Consider the following 21505-nt stretch of genomic DNA (forward strand, 5'->3'; position numbering starts at 1 on the left):
CAAGTTTATTCATCAAGTATTCTCGTAAAATAAGCCCTTAAAGACTTACTTATTTTGTTAAAAACCAGCTATAAAAGCATATTCCATCAAGGCTTGGGCCGCTTGTACCGAATCGGCGCAGCAGGCTCAGGCTTCAATACCACCCCTTTCGTTTTCATCAAGTTCATGGCCTCCTGTACTGCCCGTTCCAGTTGAGGGTCGCCGCCTTTCAGCACCGCAGAAGGTAAATTTTCCACCTCGATATCCGGCGCAATGCCTTCACCCTCAATGGCCCACTTGCCATCCACATCATAAAATCCACCACGTGGGGCCACCATCCGGCCACCATCGATGAATCCAGGTGTATCCGCCGTGTGCACCAAACCACCCCAGGTACGCGTACCGACGAGTGGGCCGATGTTCATACGTTTGAACAAGTAAGGCAACAAATCGCCGCCAGAACCCGCCCGCTCGTTAATGATCATCACCTTGGGGCCCCAGATTCCGGTTTGAGGCTGGGTAAATGGGCGATTGCCATCCACCCGGCTATTGAAATACCCGTGCAATTGCCGGGCCATGATGTCAACCATGTAATCCGCTGCCGAACCGCCCCCGTTGTTGCGCTCGTCAATGACCGCGCCTTTTTTGTCTTGTTGCGCAAAATAGTAGCGGTTGAAGTAGGTGAAGCCGGGGTTACCCGTATTGGGCACATACACATAAGCCAGCTGGCCTTTGGATAAGGAATCGACCTTGCGGCGATTGCCTTCTACCCAATCGCGTGAGCGCAATGGACCTTCGTTCGCCAGCGGCACCACTGTTACCAAACGGCTGCCTTCCAGATTCGGGTTTTGGTTGAGCCGCAATTTAATCTGTTTGTCGGCACTGCCTTCAAAAAAGCTGTAGAAATTTTGTGGTGATTTGATGGTTTTGCCATTTACCTCCAGGATATAATCGCCTACTTTGGCATCGATACCTGGCGTAGCCAGCGGTGCCCGCAAATCGGGATTCCAACTTTCGCCGGTGTAGATTTTTTTGATCCGATAAAATCCGTTGACCTCGTCGATGTCAGCGCCCAACAAACCTACTGGAATATTTTTGATGTCTGGGAAATCGCCCCCACTGGTGTAGGAGTGCCCCACTGCAATCTCGCCGCCCAGGATATCCACCACATAGTTCAGGTCGGTGCGGTGTTTGACGTGATCCACCCAGGGGCGATACCATTTGTACACATCATCCCAGGGCGCACCATGGGTATTGTCCACGTACAAAAAGTCGCGCTGAAAACGCCAGCCTTCGCGGAAGATCTGCGCCCATTCCTGGGTGGGGTCTACTTTGAATTGCAGGTTCAGGGTCAATTTGCCGTCACCGGGTTTAGGTAGGGCGTCGGTTTTGACAATGCCCCAGGCACCTGCGCCATTGTACAACAGTTGTTTGCGATCAAAAGAAGTGACCGCGGAATTGACGCCACTCAGGTAAACCTCGGTTTTGCGGTCTTTAAAATTGTAGCGGTGCAAGGTCTGTGCTGGCTGATTTTGGATGGCTTCCAGGTAAAAAACATAATCCTTTGGGCCTGCGACCAAACTGGTGTAATTGCGCAGTGGCACATTGACGGGCAGGATGCGTTGTTGAATGCCATCCAAGTCGACGGTCACAGTCACTCCGGCGTCTTTATTGGCCGGAGCGTCTGGCTTGGTCTCGGGTTTGGCTTCTTCTTCATCACTTTTGGGCAAAAATGGCGAGGCGTCTTTTTTGGATAAAACCACCACGTACAAGCCCCGATTGACCTGATTGCTGTAGCCGCTCATGTCGAGCCAGGAACTGCTCAAACCGTAATCAGTACTCGCCAAGAAGTAGAGGTATTTGCCGCCGGCATCCCACACTGGCGTGATGGCATCGGCCAGTCCATCAGTGATTTGCTGGCTTTGTCCGGTTTCTACATTGTACAGGAAAATGGCCTTGTACAGGTTGTTCAACAAGCGAGAATAGGCGATCCATTTGCTGTCGGGCGACCAAACCGGGTTCATCGTGCGCACGACGTGGGTGTATGGCTCGGTGTCCACTTTTTTGCTCTTCCCCGTAGCTACTTCAATGTACCAAAGCCGCAAATGAGTATCGGTATAAGCGATGTATTTGCCATCCGGCGACCAGGCTGGACGGAAAAAGAAGGTCGGTTTTTCGATGGCAATGACCCGTGGTTTTTCCAAACCCGCCTGATCACCAATCATCAATTGATACTCCCCACTGGCGTCAGAAAACCAGGCGATTTTTTGCCCGTCAGGCGACCAGGCTGGGTAGCGATCGGCTGCGCCACTGGACTGGGTAATGTTGCGCCAATCCCCATTTTCTTTGGGGACGGTGAAAATTTCACCCCGGTGTTCAAACAAGGCGCGTTGCCCAGTGGGCGACAAGGAAGCATTGAGCAAGCCACTGGCAGGTACATCCTCCCAACGTGGCCGGGCATAATTAAGGTCGGCATTGACCTGGATGTTCAGCTGTTTGGCCTTGCCGGATTGGGGATCGAGCAAATGGAGGTAGCCCCCTTGTTCATAGACCAGGCGGTCGTCGCAGGCGTCGATGCTTTTTACATCAAAGTCTTTGTGAAAAGAGACCTGTTTCAATTCCTTGTTGCGCGGGTCGAAGCGCCAAACGTTATTGGCATAGTCGCGTTCGGACAGGAAATAGACTTGCCCTTTGTACCAGACCGGATCGGTGTGGCGCTCACGGTCGGTTTGGGGAGTTTGAATCAAGGAATTGTCCTTCAAATTGAGGATCCAGATGGGTTGGGCTTGTCCGCCCCGGTAATTCCGCCATTCAGGGTCCCAAAAAGTGATGGGTTGATAGGCGACATACTGGCCATTTTCAGATACTTCGCCAAAGGATGCCTGCGGGATGGGTAGCATTTTTTCCACCCCACCTTCACCAGGTACGCTGTAAAACTGGTTGATGCGGGTAGGCACACCAGCGCGGCCCGAGCGAAAGAGCACCGCTTTGCCATCAGGCATCCAGCCTTGTACCACATCATCTCCGGGGTGCCAGGTCAAACGCCGGGGCGCACCACCTTCGGTTGGCATCACGAACACATCTGTGTTACCGTCGTATTGCCCGGTAAAGGCAATCATCTTACCATCGGGTGAAAAATGGGGAAAACTTTCGGTGCCTTCGTGGGAGGTCAGGCGCTGGGCTTCACCTCCTTCACGGTCGACCAGCCAGAGGTCGTCCGCGTGTACAAAAACGATGTGTTTGTTGCTGATGCTGGGCTGGCGGAGCAGGCGGGTGCCTTGGGCCTGGGTCGTAATGGTCAGGGCCAGGCATAGGCAGAGTAAAAGGTATTGGATGTGGTATTTCATTGGTTAGGTGGTTTGATCGAGAGGGGAAGATAGGCAAAATTGGAAGATTTCTTACCTTTGGCCGCTGATCTCAAACTCAAATTCCAACCAAATTTTATGAACTTATCCAACCTCTGTGCCCAAACCCTTGCCCTCGTGCAAGAAGTAGCCATATTCATCTCCAACGAACTGGGAAAAGTAGAAACAATCGAAGTCAAAGCCGAGCAGTTCAACAATTTGGTCAGCTATGTAGATAAAACTTCGGAGCAAAAATTAATTGCTGGTTTGAGCGAAATTCTGCCCGGCTCGGTCTTTTTGGCCGAAGAGCAAACAACCGAACAAGCCCAAGGTGAATGGCGCTGGATCATCGATCCGCTAGACGGGACCACTAATTTTTTACACCAATTGCCTTGTTTCGCCATCAGCGTTGGTTTGGAACACCAGGGCGAAATGGTCCTGGGCGTAGTGCACGAGATCAGCCGCAGCGAATCTTTTTATGGCTGGAAAAACGGCGGTGCTTACCTCAACGGCAAACGCATCCAGGTGAGCCAGCGGAATGGTTTGAAGGAAGCCTTGATTTCTACCGGATTCCCCTACCACGATTTTAGCCGGATTGAGGCTTATCAAAAAGTCAGTGAATACCTCATGCGCAATACGCGGGGGATTCGGCGCTGGGGCGCGGCGGCAGTGGATTTGGCTTATGTGGCTTGTGGGCGTTACGACCTGTTTTTTGAATACCACCTCCAGCCCTGGGATGTTGCGGCAGGTGGCTTGTTGATTTTGGAAGCGGGCGGTCAGGTTAGTGATTTCCAGGGTGGAAAAGAAAAATGCTGGACGGGGGAAGAGATGCTGGCGGGGTCGCCGCAGGTGATGGCGGAAATCAAAGGGGTGTTTGCAGAGCATTTTGGGTAACGTACGGGCAACCCTACGTGGTTGCCCAATCTTCGGACAAGGCAGCCACATAGGGCTGCCTCTACAACCTTTTCGTTCTCTGAAATGTATTACCATCTACCAAAATAACCATCAAATGACTATCGACATCTGGTCGGACGTTGCTTGTCCGTACTGCTATATTGGCAAACGCCACCTGGAAGCTGCTCTGGCTCGTTTCCCTCACATGGAAAAAGTGGAGATAAACTGGCGCAGTTTTGAACTAGATCCACAAGCTCCAACAAAATCTCCGGGCGACCTCTACGATGTGCTCTCCCGCAAATACGGCATGCCACGCCAGCAAGCTCAGGAAATGACGCGTGGAGTTGAAAACATGGGCCGTGGAGTGGGCATCAACTTTGATTTTGCGCAGGCAGTGCCCGTCAACACCCTGAATGCGCATCGTTTGATCCACCTGTCCGCTGAGCATGAACTGCAGGATCAGGCCAAGGAAGCTTTGCTAAAAGCATATTTTACAGAAGGAAAGGATTTGTCAGATTTGGCGGTTTTGGTTCAAATTGGCACTCAACTGGGTTTGGATGCTCAAGTGGTAACTGAAACACTCAACTCCAATGCTTTTGCCGAAGCGGTGCGGGCGGATGAGGAATTTGCTTACGAAATTGGGGTACAAGGGGTGCCGTTTTTTGTTTTTGATCAAAAATATGCACTGCGGGGCGCGCAGCCAGTGGAGGCTTTTGTGCAGACACTGGAGGCCGTTTGGGAGAAAACGCAGGTTGCTGCAGCCGAGAGTGGAGAGGCTTGTGATGTAGATGGATGTGATTGATTGAGAAAAATCGTTTACCATGCAAAATCTCCAAGATGCCCAACACGACATGCAAGAGGGCTATGCCTATGGTGCACCCGGAATCGTAGCATCTGGGCTGATCTGGTTGTTGTCCAGTTTAGCGGTACAATACTATGCTCCCCAACAAGCTGTATGGACGCTGATCATTGGCGGCATGTTCATTTATCCGCTGGGGACGTTATTCGAAAAGTTATTGGGCCATCGTGGAGGCCATTCCAAGGGCAACCCCCTCGGGAATCTGGCCATGGAGGGAACCATTTGGATGATCATGTGTATCCCTCTGGCCTATGGTTTAGCCCAAATGAAAGTTGAATGGTTTTTTCAAGGCATGCTTCTGATCATTGGCGGACGGTACTTGACCTTTGCCAGTATTTACGGAACGCGGCTGTACTGGGGGCTGGGTGCTTTGTTGGGCTTGACGGCTTATGGTTTGTTTAGCTTTGGCCTAGGCGCTTTCGCTTCAGCATTGAGTGGTGCCGTGATTGAAATTGGGTTTGGATCGGTGATGTATGCCTTTTTTAGGAAAAAATTGACCAAGTGAAGGAATGTTAGGTTTAAAGGTGAATCCAAGCATTTCACCGGGGAATATACCAGCGATTCTTTTTCAAATCCACTCCCCCACCCATTTCTTCCTGCACGGCCCGATCGACAATGAAGACCCCAATTTTAGCCATGTTTTCAAAGGTATCAATCCCATTGTTCGGGAAGCCGACGCGGGTACGGTGGATGTTGAACTGATTGGCGAACTTGCGGCCAAAAGCTTTTTCCACCCCTTCTTTACCCAACATAAAGCCCAATAATCCACCCCAGGTGGCCGTGGGGTTGTCCGAATCCCAGCCCGCCAAAGCACCAATTTTAATGGTTTCTTTGAGGTCCCCTTCACCGTACAACAGGCTGATGATGCTGGAGGCAAAGTTGATGCCTGCGGCAAAACAAGCGTTGCAGTAGCGGTTTTGGGAAGTCATGGTGTAGCCGTCGGCTTGTTCTACCTGATAGCGTTGATAGACCTCGTCGCGGGTCTGTTCCCAGGGGATGCCAGCTTGATAGCGGCTTTTGACAAAATCGTACATTTTGGCGGAGTAGGAATTCTGGGGCAAGTGTTTGCGGGCCTCGTCGGCCATCCATTGCAGGTTTTCTTTGCTGGATTTTTTGGGATCGGCAGCGGAAGCCAGGGAGTACATGATCACATAAAACTCGGAAATCCATTGGGCGTTTTCGCGGGCAGTGGTTTGAATGGGCAGCTGGGCCATTTTGAGGGCAACATCCGGACGCGTGGGCGCGAAAAATCCAAAAATTTCGGTGGTGAGTTGGGCGTCGATCATGTCGTACTCGGGGTTGTTGGCGGGGTCGCTGGTAGCGGGTGGTACCAGGCCGGTTCTCATCAGGTCTAAAGCTTTTTGATTGGACACCCAGAGGAAGTTTTCTTCTTCGGCCTTGATGTGTTTGAGCCAACCTTCGCGGATTTGGGGGCCACTCAATACGGAGGTTTTGTTGCCGTAAAGTAATGCCTGATAAATGTATTCAATATCGGTATCGTCGTCGGCGCCCCACAGGCCACCTTCTTTTTCCAACACAAAATCCAGGGTAGGCGACCACTTGCTTACGGTGGTTTTGTCCCAAATGTTGGGTTGATCGGCTTTGCCCCAATCCGCTCGGGTGTAAAATGGTCCGGTTTTAATTTCCCCGATGTTGCCAATTTTGTCCATTTCGGTGACCAGCCCGGTCCAGTTGGCGATGCACTGTCCGAGCCAGAAGCCGTAGAGTTTTTGGTGGTAGGTGGCGCGGGAGAGGATGCGGTCGGTGGGTTTGGGGCGGTAGGATTGGTAAGTGAGTTGGGGGTCGCGGAGGGTGCTTGCTGAAGGTTTTTGGGCCATAAGAAAATGGCTCAAAAACAATAAAAAACAACAGGCAGTAAGTTTCTTTGAGCGGTAGTACCAGCTTTTCATGAAGTGCTTTTTGAGTTAAAAAGGCGTTTGAATTATTGTTTAACAGCAACTTCAAGATATGCACTCGCCATGAAAAAACAGTGAGAATTAATAAGATTCTTGAAAATTTTGCTCCGAACTTAATAATCCACTTCAGCAAGTTTTAAGGTAAACGTACCTTTGATGATTGTTTGCTCTGACAAAATTTTGAGCCGACCCTTAAGTGCTATAATCCGATCAGTCTGATGGGAGGCTACCATCTCTGTCTTTTTAATTAACCTTACTTCTTCAATTTGACATTCATCATCTTCATCTGAATAAATTATTTCCCCTTCATTAAAAACAAGAATTCTTAAAGAAGGGTCATTGAGCCCCTTATTGATGAGGCTTTGACCAACAAAGGACTTGACCAAACCGTAAGAAGCATTGGTTTCTCCAAAAGAAAAATCGAAGCGTATACCTTTAGATATTGGAATCGGATTTCCAAAGCTACTGGTTTGAGAATAGGTTATTTTATTAGTTGCAATCTCTTTACCCTTTCCTAACCCCAGATTAGCACCTGAAAAGCTGAAAGGCTGATCATTGTAAGTGCCTACGAATTCAAAAATTACGGGGTCTTGAATTTCATCTTTTTTGCAACTTAATTGAGCCAGTAAAAATAGTACAATAAATAGATTGTGAAACTTTTTCATCGAGATCAACTTTATTTCAGTCATGCATTAAATCATTTGACGATAAATTGATCCGTTTAGTTTAGCACAAAGGAAGTTTAACGAATGATCATTGTTTAATCACTTTTGCGACCCATACCTTTTCTCCGCGCTGATCATTGATCAATATCCAATATTGTCCAGGAAATTGTTGGCTCAAATCCACGCTTAAGCTGAAATCATAAACGTTTGTTTTCGCCTGTTGAATCAATTGTCCCTGCAGGTTGTAGACGGTAATGAATACAGTGCCAGACATGGATTTTTGAGGGTCATTGAGCTGAAATAGCCCCTCTCCTGGATTGGGATACACCCTAAGTACATGGGAGACCAAAGGTTGTGGATCAAACAAACCTGTAAGAAGATTAGACAAAGGCGCGCACCAAACCCCATTGCTTCCACCCAGGCAAAGCTGGTTGTCATCAAACAATGCCGTATTCACTTTACCTATCTGGGTAGTTACTAACTTCTTCCAGGTTTTGCCCAAGTTGCTTGAAAACAACACAAAGTCTCGATTTGCTGCTGGAGAAGTTGGAGGATTAGGAATTATTACCAGCAAAGAATCCTTGCCTGTGATGAATTTGACACCATTATCAGGTATTCTGAGCAATTCTCTTTTGGTACCATTCGCATTGAATGTAGCCACAATGGTAGGATTAACCGGATCTGCGCTGATCGCATAGCTATAAATTCCACTTGAAAGGCTAAATAACTTACTCACTCCATGATAACCGATATCTGTCCAATTTGTGTAATTTTTACTATAAAACCATCGGCCTTCGCCACTCTGCTTAATGATGGTGTCTCCTTTCATTCCAAATTGATGCATTCCAAATTCATCGGTATTGATTTTTTGCCAGGAGGGGTTTTTCCAATCCCATCGATAGAGGAAGTTGTGGCCATTGGTAAAAGTGAAATATGGATCATAAGGAAAACCAGCAATCAGTACATTATTAACATCGGTGAAATCTTTCATGGTGTGTATGCTGGGAGAAGGCACCTGCTGCCAGTTTTGGCCTCTGTCAAAAGAATAATAAGTTGGGTTTTCCCCAAAAATCAGCACCGTGTCTTTTCGGGCGCTCAAACCCCGATGAAGTAAAGAAGCTGAAGTCAGTTGGATATTGTTTAGAGAAAGCGCCCATTCACGCCCCGGCAATTGGGCATAAAAACCCAAACCAGCGATGCTGAATAATCCTGATTCCGTTTTTTGTAGCGCATACACCGATTGTGGCAATTTGGGCAGTCCAGCAGTACTATTTTGTGATTTTAAAGATTGAGTTGAGTCAAGGTCCAATTTGAACACCCCACCCAGCCCTAAAAAAAAGAGGCTTTGTTGTTGCTTGATTGCACCCGTGATGTACGCCGAGGCGGGTATCTGAATCTTTTCGGTAGAGTCGATTGATCCAATCTTTTTGATTTGATAAGGGACACCTGAAAGCACCATCCAGGCAAGCGTGTCTTTGGCTACAAAGGGAGTAGTTTTGGAAATTTGGGGGGCAGCACTGATTTTTTTCCAGGACTGTCCATTATTCCTGCTTTGGGCGACCCCATTGGTCCCTACAACGTACAGGGTGTTTTCACTGTGATACAAATAAGCATCCATTTTTCCAGACAATCCAAAAGCAGACCAACGTCTTCCACCATCAGTTGATCTGGCAATTCCCAGAGGTCCTGTACCCAATAAAACAGTATCGGATAAAGCCACTACATTATTGAACAATGCTGGGTCGTTTCGGCCTAAATTGGACCATTCGCGGGTGCTGGCATTAAAAACAACCATTTCTCTGGTCTTATCACATTCACTGGGGCAAAGGCCATATACTACTTCAACATATGCTACAATATTGCCACTTGGTGTAATACAATAGGTCATCCCTAGATTTTCATTGTCGAGGGCTTCCACATAATTCCACTCATTGTTTGTCTCATCATAATGGTAGAAATAGTATCTGCCTTCTTTCTTATTAAAGGTATTCAAAAGCAATTCCCGATTACCCACACTGACTAAGTATTGGGGTAGGTTTTCAAACCAGATACCTGTCGTTACCGTTTTCTGCCAGCTCCCCATTCCTATTGGTAAAAAAAAGGCAGCATTTCCTTGTACCACAAAAAACTTATCCCTAAGGGTACCCAGTGAAAAAATGGAGGTATCCTTTCCAAATAAGCCTTGATGAATGGGTTGCCAATTGGTGTTTTTGGAAACCTCTTTAAAATAGACTTCATTTCCAACTACAGTCATCAAGGTGTCTCCAATGCCTACGATTTGGGATATTTTTAGGTCTTCCGGGCCTCCGGAGTAAGTAAATTGGGCTTGGATAGGTGAAGCATGTAATATAAAAAGCGTTAAAAATGTACATAAATTTTTCATAATCAATGTTTTTGGAACTAAATTCAAAAAGCGTTTCTTTCTTTTCAATTTAAAAATTAAAGCCCAATTTGTAATGTTAAGTTTTTGGATTTGTCTAAAAATAAACATAAAAAAAGTGGCCACCCAACCTCCACGTCGAGCAGCCACTTTCCTTTATTTTATACCGATTACGCCTTCTCTTCCACCGGCTTTTCTTCCTCTTTTTCATCATCCCCGTCATCATCCACCGGCTCCGGAGGCATACTAATCGCCCCTTCATAGGGCGTTTTACTAAAGGTCAGCCCCTTCTTATCCGTGTGGATGTAAATAGTATCCCCGAGGCTAGCCTCGCCACTCAGCACCAGTTTCGACAGTTCGTTGATCACGTCCTTTTGCAGCACGCGCTTCATCGGGCGGGCACCAAATTGCGGGTCGTAACCCATATCGGCCAGCATGGTTTTCGCCTCATCGCTCACTTTGAGGATGATGCCCTGTTTGGCCAGCATTTTTTGGGTCTTTTTCAACAAGAGTTCCAAAATCTGCTTGATCTCATCCTTGTTCAGCGGCAGGAAGAGGATTTGTTCGTCGATGCGGTTGAGGAATTCCGGGCGCAGGTTTTCCTTCAGCAGGTTGAACACTTCTTCCTTGGTGGTCGCGATGATTTCCGTGCGGTGTTTTTCACCCATTTCCTCCAAATCTTCAAAGTTCTCCATGATCAGGTCGGCTCCCATGTTGGAAGTCATGATGATGATGGTGTTTTTGAAGTTGGCGACCCGGCCCTTGTTGTCGGTCAGACGGCCATCATCAAGCACTTGCAGCAGGATGTTGAAGGTATCGGGGTGTGCCTTTTCGATCTCGTCCAGCAGGATGATGCTGTACGGACGGCGGCGCACCGCTTCGGTCAATTGCCCTCCTTCGTCGTAGCCCACGTATCCCGGAGGTGCACCCACCAAACGCGAAACGGTGTGTTTCTCCTGGTATTCACTCATGTCGATGCGGGTCATGGCCTTTTCATCGTCAAAAAGCACTTCGGCAATGGTTTTTGCCAATTCGGTTTTACCCACCCCGGTTGGCCCCAGAAAGATGAAGGAACCAATCGGACGATCGGCATCCTGCAAACCTGCCCGGCTGCGGCGAATGGCATCGGAAACGGCTTTTACCGCTTCGTCTTGCCCAATCAGGCGTTGACCAATTTCGTCTTCCAGACTGAGCAGTTTATCCTTCTCACTCTGGGTCATTTTATCCACTGGAATCCCGGTCCAACGGCTCACAATGTAAGCGATGTCGCTGGCAGTTACCTTGTCATTGGTGAAACGATCGTCTTCGGGCAAAGCAGCCAGTTTTTCCTCGGCGACTTTCAGCATTTGTTTCTGGTCTTCCAATTCTCCGTAGCGGATTTTGGCTACTTTTTCGTAGTCGCTGGCGCGTTCGGCGCGTTCAGCCTGGATTTCCAGTTCTTCCATCCTTTTTTTGATGGCCTGGATGGTATCGACGATCTCCTTCTCATTTTTCCAACGGGCCATCAAGGAATCGCGCTTTTGCTTGGCATTCGCGATGCTTTCTTCGATGGCATCCTGTTGTTTTTTGTTCTTTTCCCTTTTGATGGCCTCGCGTTCGATTTCGAGTTGGCGCACCTTGCGGTCCCACTCGTCGATTTCTTCGGGCAGGGAGTCCAGTTCCAAACGCAAACGGGCTGCTGCCTCGTCGATGAGGTCGATGGCCTTATCGGGCAACTGGCGGTCGGAGATGTAGCGTTGGCTCAACTCCGCGGCGGCAACCAGCGCCTCATCCATGATCTCGATCTTGTGGTACACCTCGTAGCGCTCCTGCAAACCACGCAGGATGGAGATGGTATCTTCTACGCTGGGTTCATCGATTAGCACTTCCTGGAAGCGGCGCACCAGGGCCTTGTCTTTTTCGAAGTATTTCTGGTACTCGTCCAGGGTGGTGGCACCGATGGTACGCAGTTCACCACGCGCCAGGGCAGGTTTGAGGATGTTCGCGGCGTCCATGGCACCGTTGCCACCACCTGCACCAATGAGGGTATGGATCTCATCCACAAACAGGATGATGGTATCGTTGGAATCGGTCACTTCCTGGATGACGCCCTTGAGGCGCTCTTCAAACTCCCCTTTGTACTTGGCGCCAGCAATCAGCGCAGCAATGTCCAGGACGAAGATTTTTTTGCTCTGCAAACTCTCGGGTACATCGCCTTTTACGATGCGCCAGGCCAGGCCTTCCACGATGGCGGTTTTACCTACCCCCGCTTCCCCGATGAGGATGGGGTTGTTCTTTTTGCGGCGGGAAAGGATGTGCAACACGCGGCGAATTTCTTCATCGCGGCCCACGATGGGGTCAAGCTTGCCGGTTTCGGCGCGTTCGTTGAGGTTGATGGCGTATTTGGCCAGGGCGTTGTAGCTGTCGTCCGAACTTTGGTCGGTCACTTTGCGGCCTTTGCGAAGCTCGGTGATGGCGCCGCGCAGCAGTTGTTCGTTGGCACCAAGTTCTTTGAGCAGTTTGGCGCCAGAGTCGTCTCCTTGCAGGATGCCGAGCACTACCAGCTCCACGGAGATGTATTGGTCCCCGAATTCTTTGAGCAGGGCTTTGGCTCTACTGAGGGATTTGTTGGCGTCGTTGGTCAAAAACTGTTTGTCCGAACCTTCTACCTTGGGATACTTGAGCACTGCCTCGTCCAACTTGCGGCGCAGCATGTCGAGATTCACATCGGCTTTGCCTAGTAAAAATCCGGCTACACTTTCGTCGGTTTCAAGGATGCCCTTGATGAGGTGCACGGTATCCACCTGCTGCTGGTCCAATCCTGCTGCGATTTGCTGGGCTTTCAGGATGGATTCCTGCGCTTTTATGGTGAAATTGTCGTAGGTCATTTCGTTTTGTGCTTTTTATTTGGCTAATATCTGATGTTTTTGTCACTTAGTACCAAATCACAATTAATCAATGTTTATTGAAGGGCAAATTTTAACCCATACTTCGTTAAAAAGCCTCGCCGTAGCCCTGCTATGGCTGCGTTTTTTGCCTTGTCTGGATTAAAACTTGCTCCTTCAATAAACATCATTAACTGTAATTTGGTACTATCTGAGAGAATAGCAAAAGATTTGCCAAGGTGATTTTAGGAAAATTTGGCAGGAGGGAATGAAAAAATACGACAGAATGACGGAAGACAAAGACTTATTTCGTTTTCCCCAAAAAATCCCTAGCTTAGCTCCTCATTCAATACCGCAAAACCATGCAGACCACCCATACCTCCACCAAACAAGAACTATTAGAAAAACAGAAGCAATACCTCTGGCCCAATCACCTCCTTTATTACACCGAGCCCCTCCCACTCGAGCGTGGTGAAGGCTTGCGCGTATGGGATGTAGAAGGCAAGGAATACCTCGATTTTTTTGGCGGTATCCTCACCACCAGTGTGGGCCACAACCGTCCGGAAATTGTGGAGGCCGTGAAGAATCAAACGGAGAAGATGATCCATTCTTCTACGCTTTATCCCAATGAAGCCCATGTCAATTTGGCGGAAAAAATGGCGCAAATCACGCCTGGCAAATTGCAGGTTTCTTTTTTCACCCCCTCGGGTACCGATGCAGATGAAACGGCCGTGTTTTTGGCCAAAATTTATACGGGTCGGCAAGAAATAGTGGCGTTGCGGCACGGCTATAGCGGTCGCTCAGCTATCGGTATGACGCTCACCGGGCATAGTTCCTGGCGTTTGACGGGAGCGCAAGTGCCGGGCATCACCCACGCGGTGAATCCTTACTGCTACCGCTGCCCTTACAAAATGACTTATCCTTCCTGTGGGGTGGCCTGTGCACAGGACATTGAGGACGTGATCAGAACGACCACGAGTGGGAAAATTGCGGCTTTCATTGCTGAGCCGATTCAGGGGGTGGGTGGATTCATCACTGCGCCAAAAGAATACTTCAAAATTGCCCAGGAGATTGTCAAACAATACGGCGGTTTGATGATCATTGACGAGGTACAAACTGCTTTTGGCCGGACGGGCGACAAGTGGTTTGGCATCGAACATTATGATATCGAACCCGATGTGATCACCATGGCCAAAGGCATTGCCAATGGTTTCCCGCTGGGCAATACGATCACCACCATGGAAATTGCCCAAAGCACCGTAGAGGCTGGCCTCAGCCTGAGTACTTTTGGCGGTAATCCAGTAGCCTGTGCGGCATCCCTCGCCACCATGGAAGTATTGGAAAACCATGCTGACCCGCAACACGTAGGCCGAGTAGGTAGATTGTTGCGAGAAGGATTGGAACGTTTGCAGGAGAAGTACCCCGTCATCGGCGATGTACGTGGGATGGGCTTGATGCAAGGTTTGGAGCTGGTGAAAGACCGTCATAGCAAAGAACCTTCAACCGAGGCGACCCGGCAGTTGTTTGAAGCTACAAAGGAACTGGGCTTGCTGATTGGCAAGGGCGGCTTGTACGGCAATGTTATTCGCATTGCGCCTCCACTCACGGCTCAGGAAGAGGATATTGCGGAAGCGCTGGATATTTTGGATCGGGCGTTTGCGAAAGTGAAAGTTTAAACCATGGAAAAGCATCAAAAACACGCTGCCATCACCCGCCCTTCCTATGGCCATTTCGCCCGACAGGAATGGGCTTTTATTGGTGCGCCTTGTGGAGTAATTAAAAAACTGGCTTTTGCCCTAATTGATCGCCTGAAGGATGATTATCAAATAGGTTATGTGGATGCCGACCACGCGGGTGCAGATGCTGAAGTGGAAACCGGGCGCGATACCCAAAGTGCCATGGCCCACGGTGCCCGACAAGAATACACCGATAAAATCAGTTTCCACCGTTTTGACCAGGAAGGGGCACTCAATCCCTTCTTTTTCCGCCAGCATTTCAATGCGCAGGATGCCGTGTTGGTCAATGGCAATCATTTTGAGGCCAAAAAACAGATTGTGCTGATTGATCCCCGCAAGGAAGCCTCACTGCAAAAAAAACTGGATCGGCTCAAGGATGCCGCTTGTATCCTGCTGACGGATGATACCACCCCTGTTTATCCCTTCTTGCTGGAGCATTTGGGTGGTGTTTTGCCGCCTGTATTCAAGTTGGAGGATGAAGCGGGAATCGCAGATTTTTTATTGGAAGAGCTGCAAAAAAAACAAGCTCCCCTTTACGGACTCGTACTGGCGGGCGGGCGCAGCACCCGTATGGGGCAAGACAAAAGTTTGATCAACTACCACGGCAAAGCGCAGCGCGAGTACATGGCCGACCTGTTGAGCCAGTGGTGTAGCCGCACTTTTATCTCTTGTCGAGGTGATCAGGTCGAAGAAATTGGGGGGACTTATGCACCGATTCCAGATACTTTTTTGGGGCTGGGGCCTTATGGCGCAATCCTGTCTGCTTTTCGGGAGCACCCGGATGCGGCCTGGCTGGTGGTGGCTTGTGACTTGCCACACTTGGATGAGCATACCCTGGAGCAATTGGTCGCGCAACGGAATCCGTCTAAAGTGGCCACCACTTTCCAAAGTCCCTTTGATCAGTTTCCGGAGCCACTGGTGACCATTTGGGAGCCGCGGAGTTATCCGGTTTTGTTGCAGTTCATGGCGCAGGGCTATACTTGTCCGCGGAAAGTGTTGCTGAATGCACCGATTGAGTTGTTGGTGGCGGAGAAGGAAGAGGCGCTGGAGAATGTGAATAAGCCGGAGGAATTGGAGCGGGCTTTGGGGAAACTGAAGGGGTAAGATCAGGGGTAGAACTCAATTTTGCCAAAGCGGCATTTTATTACCACAAAGAAAAAAAGAGGACTCAGAGGACACAAAGTTAGACGTTGACGACGCTTTTCTTTGTGCTCTTTGAGTCCTATTTTTTTTCTTTGTGTTAATAAAATATCGCTTTCGCAGTGGTATATTAGCTAATTCCAAAGGTTTATTTGTTCCCCGCAGCACTTGGATCAGGCATTGGGATCACCGGAGTTAGCCCATCAAATTCAATCATCCAACGATTGCCTTTTTTGACAATAACGGCTACCGCAGTAGCCTTGCCTCCTATTTGCTGGCCACCAATCTTGATGTCGGAATTGGAGTCCCAAGTGAGGATAGCCACATCCGGGGTGATCATGCGAGAAGAAGTCAACTGGTAGGTGAATTTGGGTTTTTCATCCATCATTTTTTCAAAAGCAGCCCAGCTTGCTTTGAGTGCTGCGATGCCTGAAGTTAAACTGCCATCAGGGCCAATTTCAGCTGCATCCGTGGTGTAGTAATTAAACATGTCCCCGCCATTTCCTTTTTCGTAAGCATCGTACACTGTTTTGAGGTAAGACTTGAAGAGTTCAGCGTTTTCCATTTTTGGGGCCTGAGCCTGCAAATTTTGACCGAAAAGGATGAAGCCAGCAAGGAAGAACAAATTGAACAGTAACTTTTTCATGTTTTAAGGTTTTGATGTTTTTGAAAAAAATTAGGTGTTTGTGATGACACAAAGATGGGAGCTTTCCTAGCCTGGGCACATCCGCTACTCTGCGTAATCCACTACGCAGATCTACTGATTTTGAAAAAGCGTGAACAAAAAACCTCTGTCGACCTGTTCTTTTTGGAGTAAAAGGCAATTGGGTTGGATAAAACCTCTACTTTTGCCCTCAAATTTCACAACCTTATGAAATACGATGTAACTGTGATCGGCTCTGGCCCCGGGGGGTATGTAGCCGCCATTCGTTGCGCCCAGTTGGGACTCAAAACTGCCATTATCGAGCGGTACAATGCCCTGGGGGGCACCTGTTTGAACGTGGGTTGTATCCCATCCAAAGCATTGCTTGATTCTTCAGAGCACTATCATGCGGCTCATGAAAAATTCAGCGAGCACGGCATTGAGCTGGAAAACCTGAAAGTGAACATGCCCCAAATGATCAAGCGCAAAAACGACGTGGTAAGCCAGACGGTCAAAGGGGTGGAGTTTTTGATGAAAAAAAATAAAATCGAAGTCTATTACGGCTTTGGTTCTTTTGTCAATGCCAACTTGATCAAAGTGACCAAAGAAGATGGCACTACTCAGGACATCGAAACCGACAAAACCATTATCGCCACTGGTTCCAAGCCCATCGTGCCTGCGAGTTTCAATTACGATAAAAAACGGGTCATCACTTCTACCGAAGCACTGAACATTCAGGAAGTACCTGGCCGGATTGTCATCATTGGGGGCGGGGTGATTGGCCTGGAATTGGGTTCGGTATATGCCCGCCTAGGCACCCAGATCGATGTGATCGAGTATCTGGATCGCATTATCCCCGGGATGGATGGTGACTGCAGTAAGGAACTGCAACGCTCACTCGGTAAGGCTGGCATCAAGTTCCACCTCAAACACATGGTGACTGCCGTGACTCCTTCCGCAGACAAGGTAGTAGTGGAATACCAAAAACGCGATACTGACGAAAAACTTAGCATTGAAGCAGACTATTGCCTGGTGGCCATTGGTCGTCGACCTTTTACCGATAAATTGGGGCTGGAAAACGCCGGCGTACAATTGGATGAAAAAGGCCGGGTGCTGGTAGATGACCACCTGCAAACCAACATACCTGGCATCTACGCCATCGGCGACGTGATCAAAGGGGCCATGTTGGCGCATAAAGCGGAAGAAGAAGGGGTTTTTGTTGCCGAAACCATTGTCGGCCAAAAACCTCATATCGACTACAACCTCATCCCAGGCGTAGTGTACACCTGGCCAGAAGTAGCGGGTGTAGGTCAAACCGAAGAACAACTCAAAGAAGCGGGTGTGCCTTACAAAGTAGGCAAATTCCCCTTCAAAGCCCTGGGCCGCGCCCGGGCGAGTATGGACACGGATGGGATGGTGAAAGTGTTGTCCCACCAGGTGAGTGATGAAATTTTGGGCGTACACATGGTCGGCCCACGTACTGCGGATATGATTGCAGAAGCGGTAGCCTTGATGGAATTCCGGGCTTCGGCGGAGGATGCGGCGCGGATGAGCCACGCGCACCCGACGTATACGGAAGCGTTTAAGGAAGCGGCATTGGCAGCGACGGGGAACCGGGCGCTGCATATGTAAATTGATGCGTTGCACGACCCACCCGAAGGTTTGGAACCTTCGGGTGGGGATTTTAGATTTGTGGGTAGTACTTTAGAGTGTTTAATTTTTCCTGGCAATGGTTTTGAACTCAAGCATCACTACTACCATGATAACCACCATTTCCTGCAAAAAATACAAGAGTCCCCACTGGGTCAGTTCTTGACGAAAGTAGATCACCAATGCAGCTGTCAAACAGCAATACAACAGGTTGACTATCGCAATCCCTCGCAGATAAGGCCGCCAATTCTCCTTGAACCAGCGATAATTCCAAAACGAGTAGATCGCAAACAGGGCGGCAAGCGCAGCCAGCCCATATAGGACATTGCTGGGCATGCCGAAGATGGGTTGGAAGCTGGGCAATGCTACGCCTAAAAGGAAGGCGGAGAGTAAGGCGCCGAGGCAGTCGAGGAGGAAGACGAGTTTGGGATTGGAGGTGATTTTGTTTAGCATTGTCAAGTACTTATTTTGTTAAATTAAACGCCTTAATTTCAAAATAACAATCTTCACAAACCAGTTTTATCCCCGCAAATTCCATGGATTCATCATTCCAACCATCCGTGCGCAGCCTTTCCAACTCACACTGATCACACCAGGCTTGTAAATCATCATCTTCCTCTACTTCCATACCTTTGTAGCTTGGGAATGCTTCTTCAAACCCGGTTTGGGTTTCGGTGTTCAAATGCTGGCAGATGAAAGCCATACGATTTGCACCGTGCTTTTCACAAGTGATGGTTTGTTCTTTTATCTTGGCGGCAACATCATTGTCGATCTGCTCCATCACCAACATGTATTTTTCCACTTGTTCAGACTTGACGTTGTACCCGCCAATTCCACCTAGAACTTGATGGGCAATGGCAATGAACTCCCAACCAGCATACTCATCACTTTCAAAATACCCTTCAATCAGCTTGTCATACCCCTTTTCAGTCCCAAACGTTTTAAGGCGTAAAGTTTGATCCTTACTTTTTTCAATGGAGTGGGAATTGTGCCAGGCCCATAACCAGGTTCCAGTGTTAGCTGAATAGGTCCCAATTGGGATATATTTGAAATTGATCTCGGTATCGTCTGTCGATAGAGTCAATAACTCGGTGGCTTGATCGTAAAACCAATTGGTGTAATCGTCAAGTTGAAAATGCGAACGGAAGCGATCTTGGGTATCATGAAACGCTTCGAATGCATTGCCTAGGAATTCAATGTAGCCGATTGATTGCATGTTTTATGGTTATTGGCTCAGGTTAAAAAGGTAAATCATCTTCTGAGTGTCCCGCAGAATCAGCGTCACTGAGTCCTGTTTCTAACTTATGTTCTTCTCCGAATGGATTGTTGAAATTGCGAATCATATTGCCATTCCAATTGCCATCATATTCGGCGGCCAAGATTAAATCTCGATAGTCATCCGAGTTTTTTATTTCTTCCTTCAGTCGTTCGATATCTCCTGCCGATAAATACAATAGGCATCTTGATAATCTGAAGCTATTTGTCTTAAAATTATAGTTTAGTGTATAAGCACTCTCATAATCATAAAGTAGTGTTATCGCTTTGAAATACTCTTCGGCCCTATAATTTTTGCGAATAAATTCCTTGATATCTTCTGGCAAACCATCTTCCAAATAAGGCGCGCAAATTTTCCATGCCCGCCCAATTTCAATAGCCGATGTTTCTGAAAAATTGGAGGCATTCATCAAGTTGCCTGCAAGTTGTGGTCTGCCGCGTTTGGCGTCAGCTTCGCTGTCTTTTTTGAGTTTCAACGCTAAATGACGCAAGAACGCTTCAAGTGCATCATACCTTAAATCACCAATTTCCTTGGCAAGTGATTCTAGATCTGGATAATATTTGAGGCTTGTTTTGTGTACCATAGTTACTTGTATTTATTTTAAAAGATTATATCATTCAGCTACCCCCCAAACAACTCCCCCAATCCCAATTCCCGATCCACTAAACCCCGGCTATGCTCATTCTCCAATACCCCATACGTACTGATAAACGTCAAAAACACCTGCTTCTTTGTCTTTGAGTAGTGCTTAAACAATGCCACTTTTTTCCGTAAATCCGCCGCGTAGGCTTTGCTGAGGATGTATTCTGAATTCGCCCATTTGATTTCACACAGGTTGATCACCTTATCATCCCGATCGATCAAGAGATCAATTTGGCAGCCGTCCATACCTTCGGAACCTTTGCGGTAAAAAGCCGAAGCGGTGGCGAATACCCCGGAAATACCGAGCGCCTTTTTGATTTCAGGCACGTGTTTGAGGCAAATGCTTTCAAAAGCGTAACCACTCCAGGCATGGAAAGCCGGGCTGGCGTGAAAACTTTGCCAAATACCCGCCCCTTCTTTTTTTAAAGTCTCGATGAATTTGAGGTAGAACAAGGAGTATTCATCACTCAAGCGAAAAAGTGAATCCCTTTTAACCCGTCCGAAGGGTAGGTATTCCGCAATGAAGCCGGAATGTTGCAGCTCTTCCAGGGTTTTGCTCAAGCCGCCACCGTTGGAGATTCCACTACTTTGCCCAATTTCCAATCTACTCAAACCCGAAGGTTTAGCCGCCAAAGCCCGGACGACTGCCATATGGCTTTCCGCATTTTCAAAAAGGGAAGGATAAAGTTGTTCAAATTCATCATATAAGGTGCCACCTTTGGCAAAACAGATCCGGTCGATGCTTTGCGCTACACTTTCACCCTTTTGGATTTCTTTGAGGTAGTGGGGAATTCCGCCCATCGCCATATACAATTCGGTGATTTGGTAGCGATTGAGGTTCAAGCCTTTGTTTTGCAGGTACAATTCGGTTTCCCGCAAAGAAAAAGGCTGGAGATGCAGGCGTTTGGTGATGCGGTTGTATAGTCCACCTTTGTTGTGTACCACTTTTTGGATCATCCATGAAGCAGCTGAGCCGCAGATGACCACGACAATGTTTTTTTTCACCGCCCAACTATTCCAAAAAAAGCCAAAAGCATTGAGAAAGCCTGAGCGGTGGGTATCCAGCCAGGGAAGTTCGTCAAAAAAGACCACCTTTTTTTCCCCTTCAATGACATTTTCCAGGTATAAAATCAACAGATGAAATGCCTCTAGCCAGGTTTTGGGTTTTTGTAGGGGCAGAGGGGATTTGCTTTGCAGGCTCAGCGCAACGACAAAATTTTCCAGTTGTTCGCTGTTTTTGGCGTGCTGAATACCGGTTATTTCAAATGCAATGCGCTCGCTGTATACGGACTGTACCAAAAAGGTTTTGCCTACCCGCCTACGGCCAATGATCGATACCAGTTCGGCTTCATCGGTAGTGAGTAAATTTTTGAGTACACTCACCTCATTCTCCCTTCCAATCAACTCTTTTGACATGAATGCTCGCTTTAAGTCCTAAAAATACGGACTTAGAGCGAGCATTTCAACCCCATTGCTCGCTCTAAGTCCAAAAAAAATCGAGATAAAGCGAGCAATAC

16 protein-coding genes are annotated in these 21505 nt (G+C 48.2%); 6 read left to right on the forward strand and 10 right to left on the reverse strand.

Features of this window, described 5'->3' with window-relative positions; genetic code table 11:
- Window positions 1-86 precede the first annotated feature (86 nt).
- Complete coding sequence (locus ACO08K_RS01815; protein ID WP_421794677.1) at window positions 87-3326, reverse strand: S41 family peptidase; 3240 nt, start codon at window positions 3324-3326, stop codon at window positions 87-89.
- A gap of 96 nt (window positions 3327-3422) precedes the next feature.
- On the opposite strand from ACO08K_RS01815, the gene ACO08K_RS01820 reads away from it, so the two are divergent.
- The 3 genes from ACO08K_RS01820 to ACO08K_RS01830 all read left to right on the forward strand — a co-directional run bounded on the left by ACO08K_RS01820 (window position 3423) and on the right by ACO08K_RS01830 (window position 5581).
- Window positions 3423-4217 carry an inositol monophosphatase family protein gene (locus ACO08K_RS01820; protein WP_421794678.1) on the forward strand — a complete coding sequence of 265 codons (795 nt, stop codon included), beginning with the start codon at window positions 3423-3425 and terminating at the stop codon, window positions 4215-4217.
- Between the two features lie 115 nt (window positions 4218-4332).
- Window positions 4333-5019 (forward strand): DsbA family oxidoreductase, encoded by a 687-nt coding sequence (locus ACO08K_RS01825; protein ID WP_421794679.1) that lies wholly within the window; start codon window positions 4333-4335, stop codon window positions 5017-5019.
- 19 nt (window positions 5020-5038) lie between these two features.
- The gene (locus ACO08K_RS01830; RefSeq protein ID WP_421794680.1) at window positions 5039-5581 is read left to right on the forward strand and encodes a DUF7010 family protein; all 543 of its coding nucleotides are present in this window, start codon (window positions 5039-5041) and stop codon (window positions 5579-5581) included.
- 34 nt (window positions 5582-5615) lie between these two features.
- Here ACO08K_RS01830 and ACO08K_RS01835 read toward each other — a convergent pair whose 3' ends face one another.
- The 4 genes from ACO08K_RS01835 to ACO08K_RS01850 form a co-directional block, all read right to left on the reverse strand.
- Window positions 5616-6914: an ADP-ribosylglycohydrolase family protein gene (locus tag ACO08K_RS01835; RefSeq protein ID WP_421794934.1), complete on the reverse strand. Its 1299-nt coding sequence runs from the start codon at window positions 6912-6914 to the stop codon at window positions 5616-5618.
- A 191-nt stretch (window positions 6915-7105) separates the two neighbouring features.
- Complete coding sequence (locus tag ACO08K_RS01840) at window positions 7106-7657, reverse strand: hypothetical protein (protein WP_421794681.1); 552 nt, start codon at window positions 7655-7657, stop codon at window positions 7106-7108.
- A gap of 88 nt (window positions 7658-7745) precedes the next feature.
- A complete protein-coding gene (locus tag ACO08K_RS01845) occupies window positions 7746-10040 on the reverse strand; it encodes a T9SS type A sorting domain-containing protein (protein WP_421794682.1) in 2295 nt (764 codons plus the stop codon).
- A 167-nt stretch (window positions 10041-10207) separates the two neighbouring features.
- Window positions 10208-12904, reverse strand: a complete 2697-nt coding sequence (locus ACO08K_RS01850) for an ATP-dependent Clp protease ATP-binding subunit (protein WP_421794683.1) — start codon at window positions 12902-12904, stop codon at window positions 10208-10210.
- Window positions 12905-13263: 359 nt separating this feature from the next.
- Here ACO08K_RS01850 and ACO08K_RS01855 point away from each other — a divergent pair, with 359 nt between their 5' ends.
- Together ACO08K_RS01855 and ACO08K_RS01860 are read left to right on the forward strand one after the other, a co-directional pair.
- Window positions 13264-14577 (forward strand): aspartate aminotransferase family protein, encoded by a 1314-nt coding sequence (locus ACO08K_RS01855; protein WP_421794684.1) that lies wholly within the window; start codon window positions 13264-13266, stop codon window positions 14575-14577.
- Between the two features lie 3 nt (window positions 14578-14580).
- The gene (locus tag ACO08K_RS01860; protein WP_421794685.1) at window positions 14581-15741 is read left to right on the forward strand and encodes an NTP transferase domain-containing protein; all 1161 of its coding nucleotides are present in this window, start codon (window positions 14581-14583) and stop codon (window positions 15739-15741) included.
- 184 nt (window positions 15742-15925) lie between these two features.
- Here the strand turns inward: ACO08K_RS01860 and ACO08K_RS01865 are convergent, their stop codons facing one another.
- A complete protein-coding gene (locus ACO08K_RS01865) occupies window positions 15926-16423 on the reverse strand; it encodes a YybH family protein (protein ID WP_421794686.1) in 498 nt (165 codons plus the stop codon).
- Between the two features lie 225 nt (window positions 16424-16648).
- On the opposite strand from ACO08K_RS01865, the gene lpdA reads away from it, so the two are divergent.
- Window positions 16649-18052, forward strand: coding sequence for a dihydrolipoyl dehydrogenase (gene lpdA / locus ACO08K_RS01870; protein WP_421794687.1), 1404 nt, complete (start codon window positions 16649-16651; stop codon window positions 18050-18052).
- A gap of 81 nt (window positions 18053-18133) precedes the next feature.
- Here lpdA and ACO08K_RS01875 read toward each other — a convergent pair whose 3' ends face one another.
- From ACO08K_RS01875 to ACO08K_RS01890, 4 genes are read right to left on the reverse strand one after another with little or no spacing between them, the layout of a single operon-like run.
- Window positions 18134-18523: a hypothetical protein gene (locus tag ACO08K_RS01875; RefSeq protein WP_421794688.1), complete on the reverse strand. Its 390-nt coding sequence runs from the start codon at window positions 18521-18523 to the stop codon at window positions 18134-18136.
- A gap of 10 nt (window positions 18524-18533) precedes the next feature.
- The gene (locus ACO08K_RS01880) at window positions 18534-19286 is read right to left on the reverse strand and encodes a DUF6882 domain-containing protein (protein WP_421794689.1); all 753 of its coding nucleotides are present in this window, start codon (window positions 19284-19286) and stop codon (window positions 18534-18536) included.
- Between the two features lie 22 nt (window positions 19287-19308).
- Complete coding sequence (locus ACO08K_RS01885; RefSeq protein WP_421794690.1) at window positions 19309-19929, reverse strand: hypothetical protein; 621 nt, start codon at window positions 19927-19929, stop codon at window positions 19309-19311.
- 38 nt (window positions 19930-19967) lie between these two features.
- A complete protein-coding gene (locus ACO08K_RS01890; protein ID WP_421794691.1) occupies window positions 19968-21404 on the reverse strand; it encodes an ATP-binding protein in 1437 nt (478 codons plus the stop codon).
- Between the last annotated feature and the right edge of the window lie 101 nt (window positions 21405-21505).

Origin of the sequence: Haliscomenobacter sp. (genome assembly GCF_965225875.1) — a bacterium.
Taxonomy (GTDB): domain Bacteria; phylum Bacteroidota; class Bacteroidia; order Chitinophagales; family Saprospiraceae; genus Haliscomenobacter.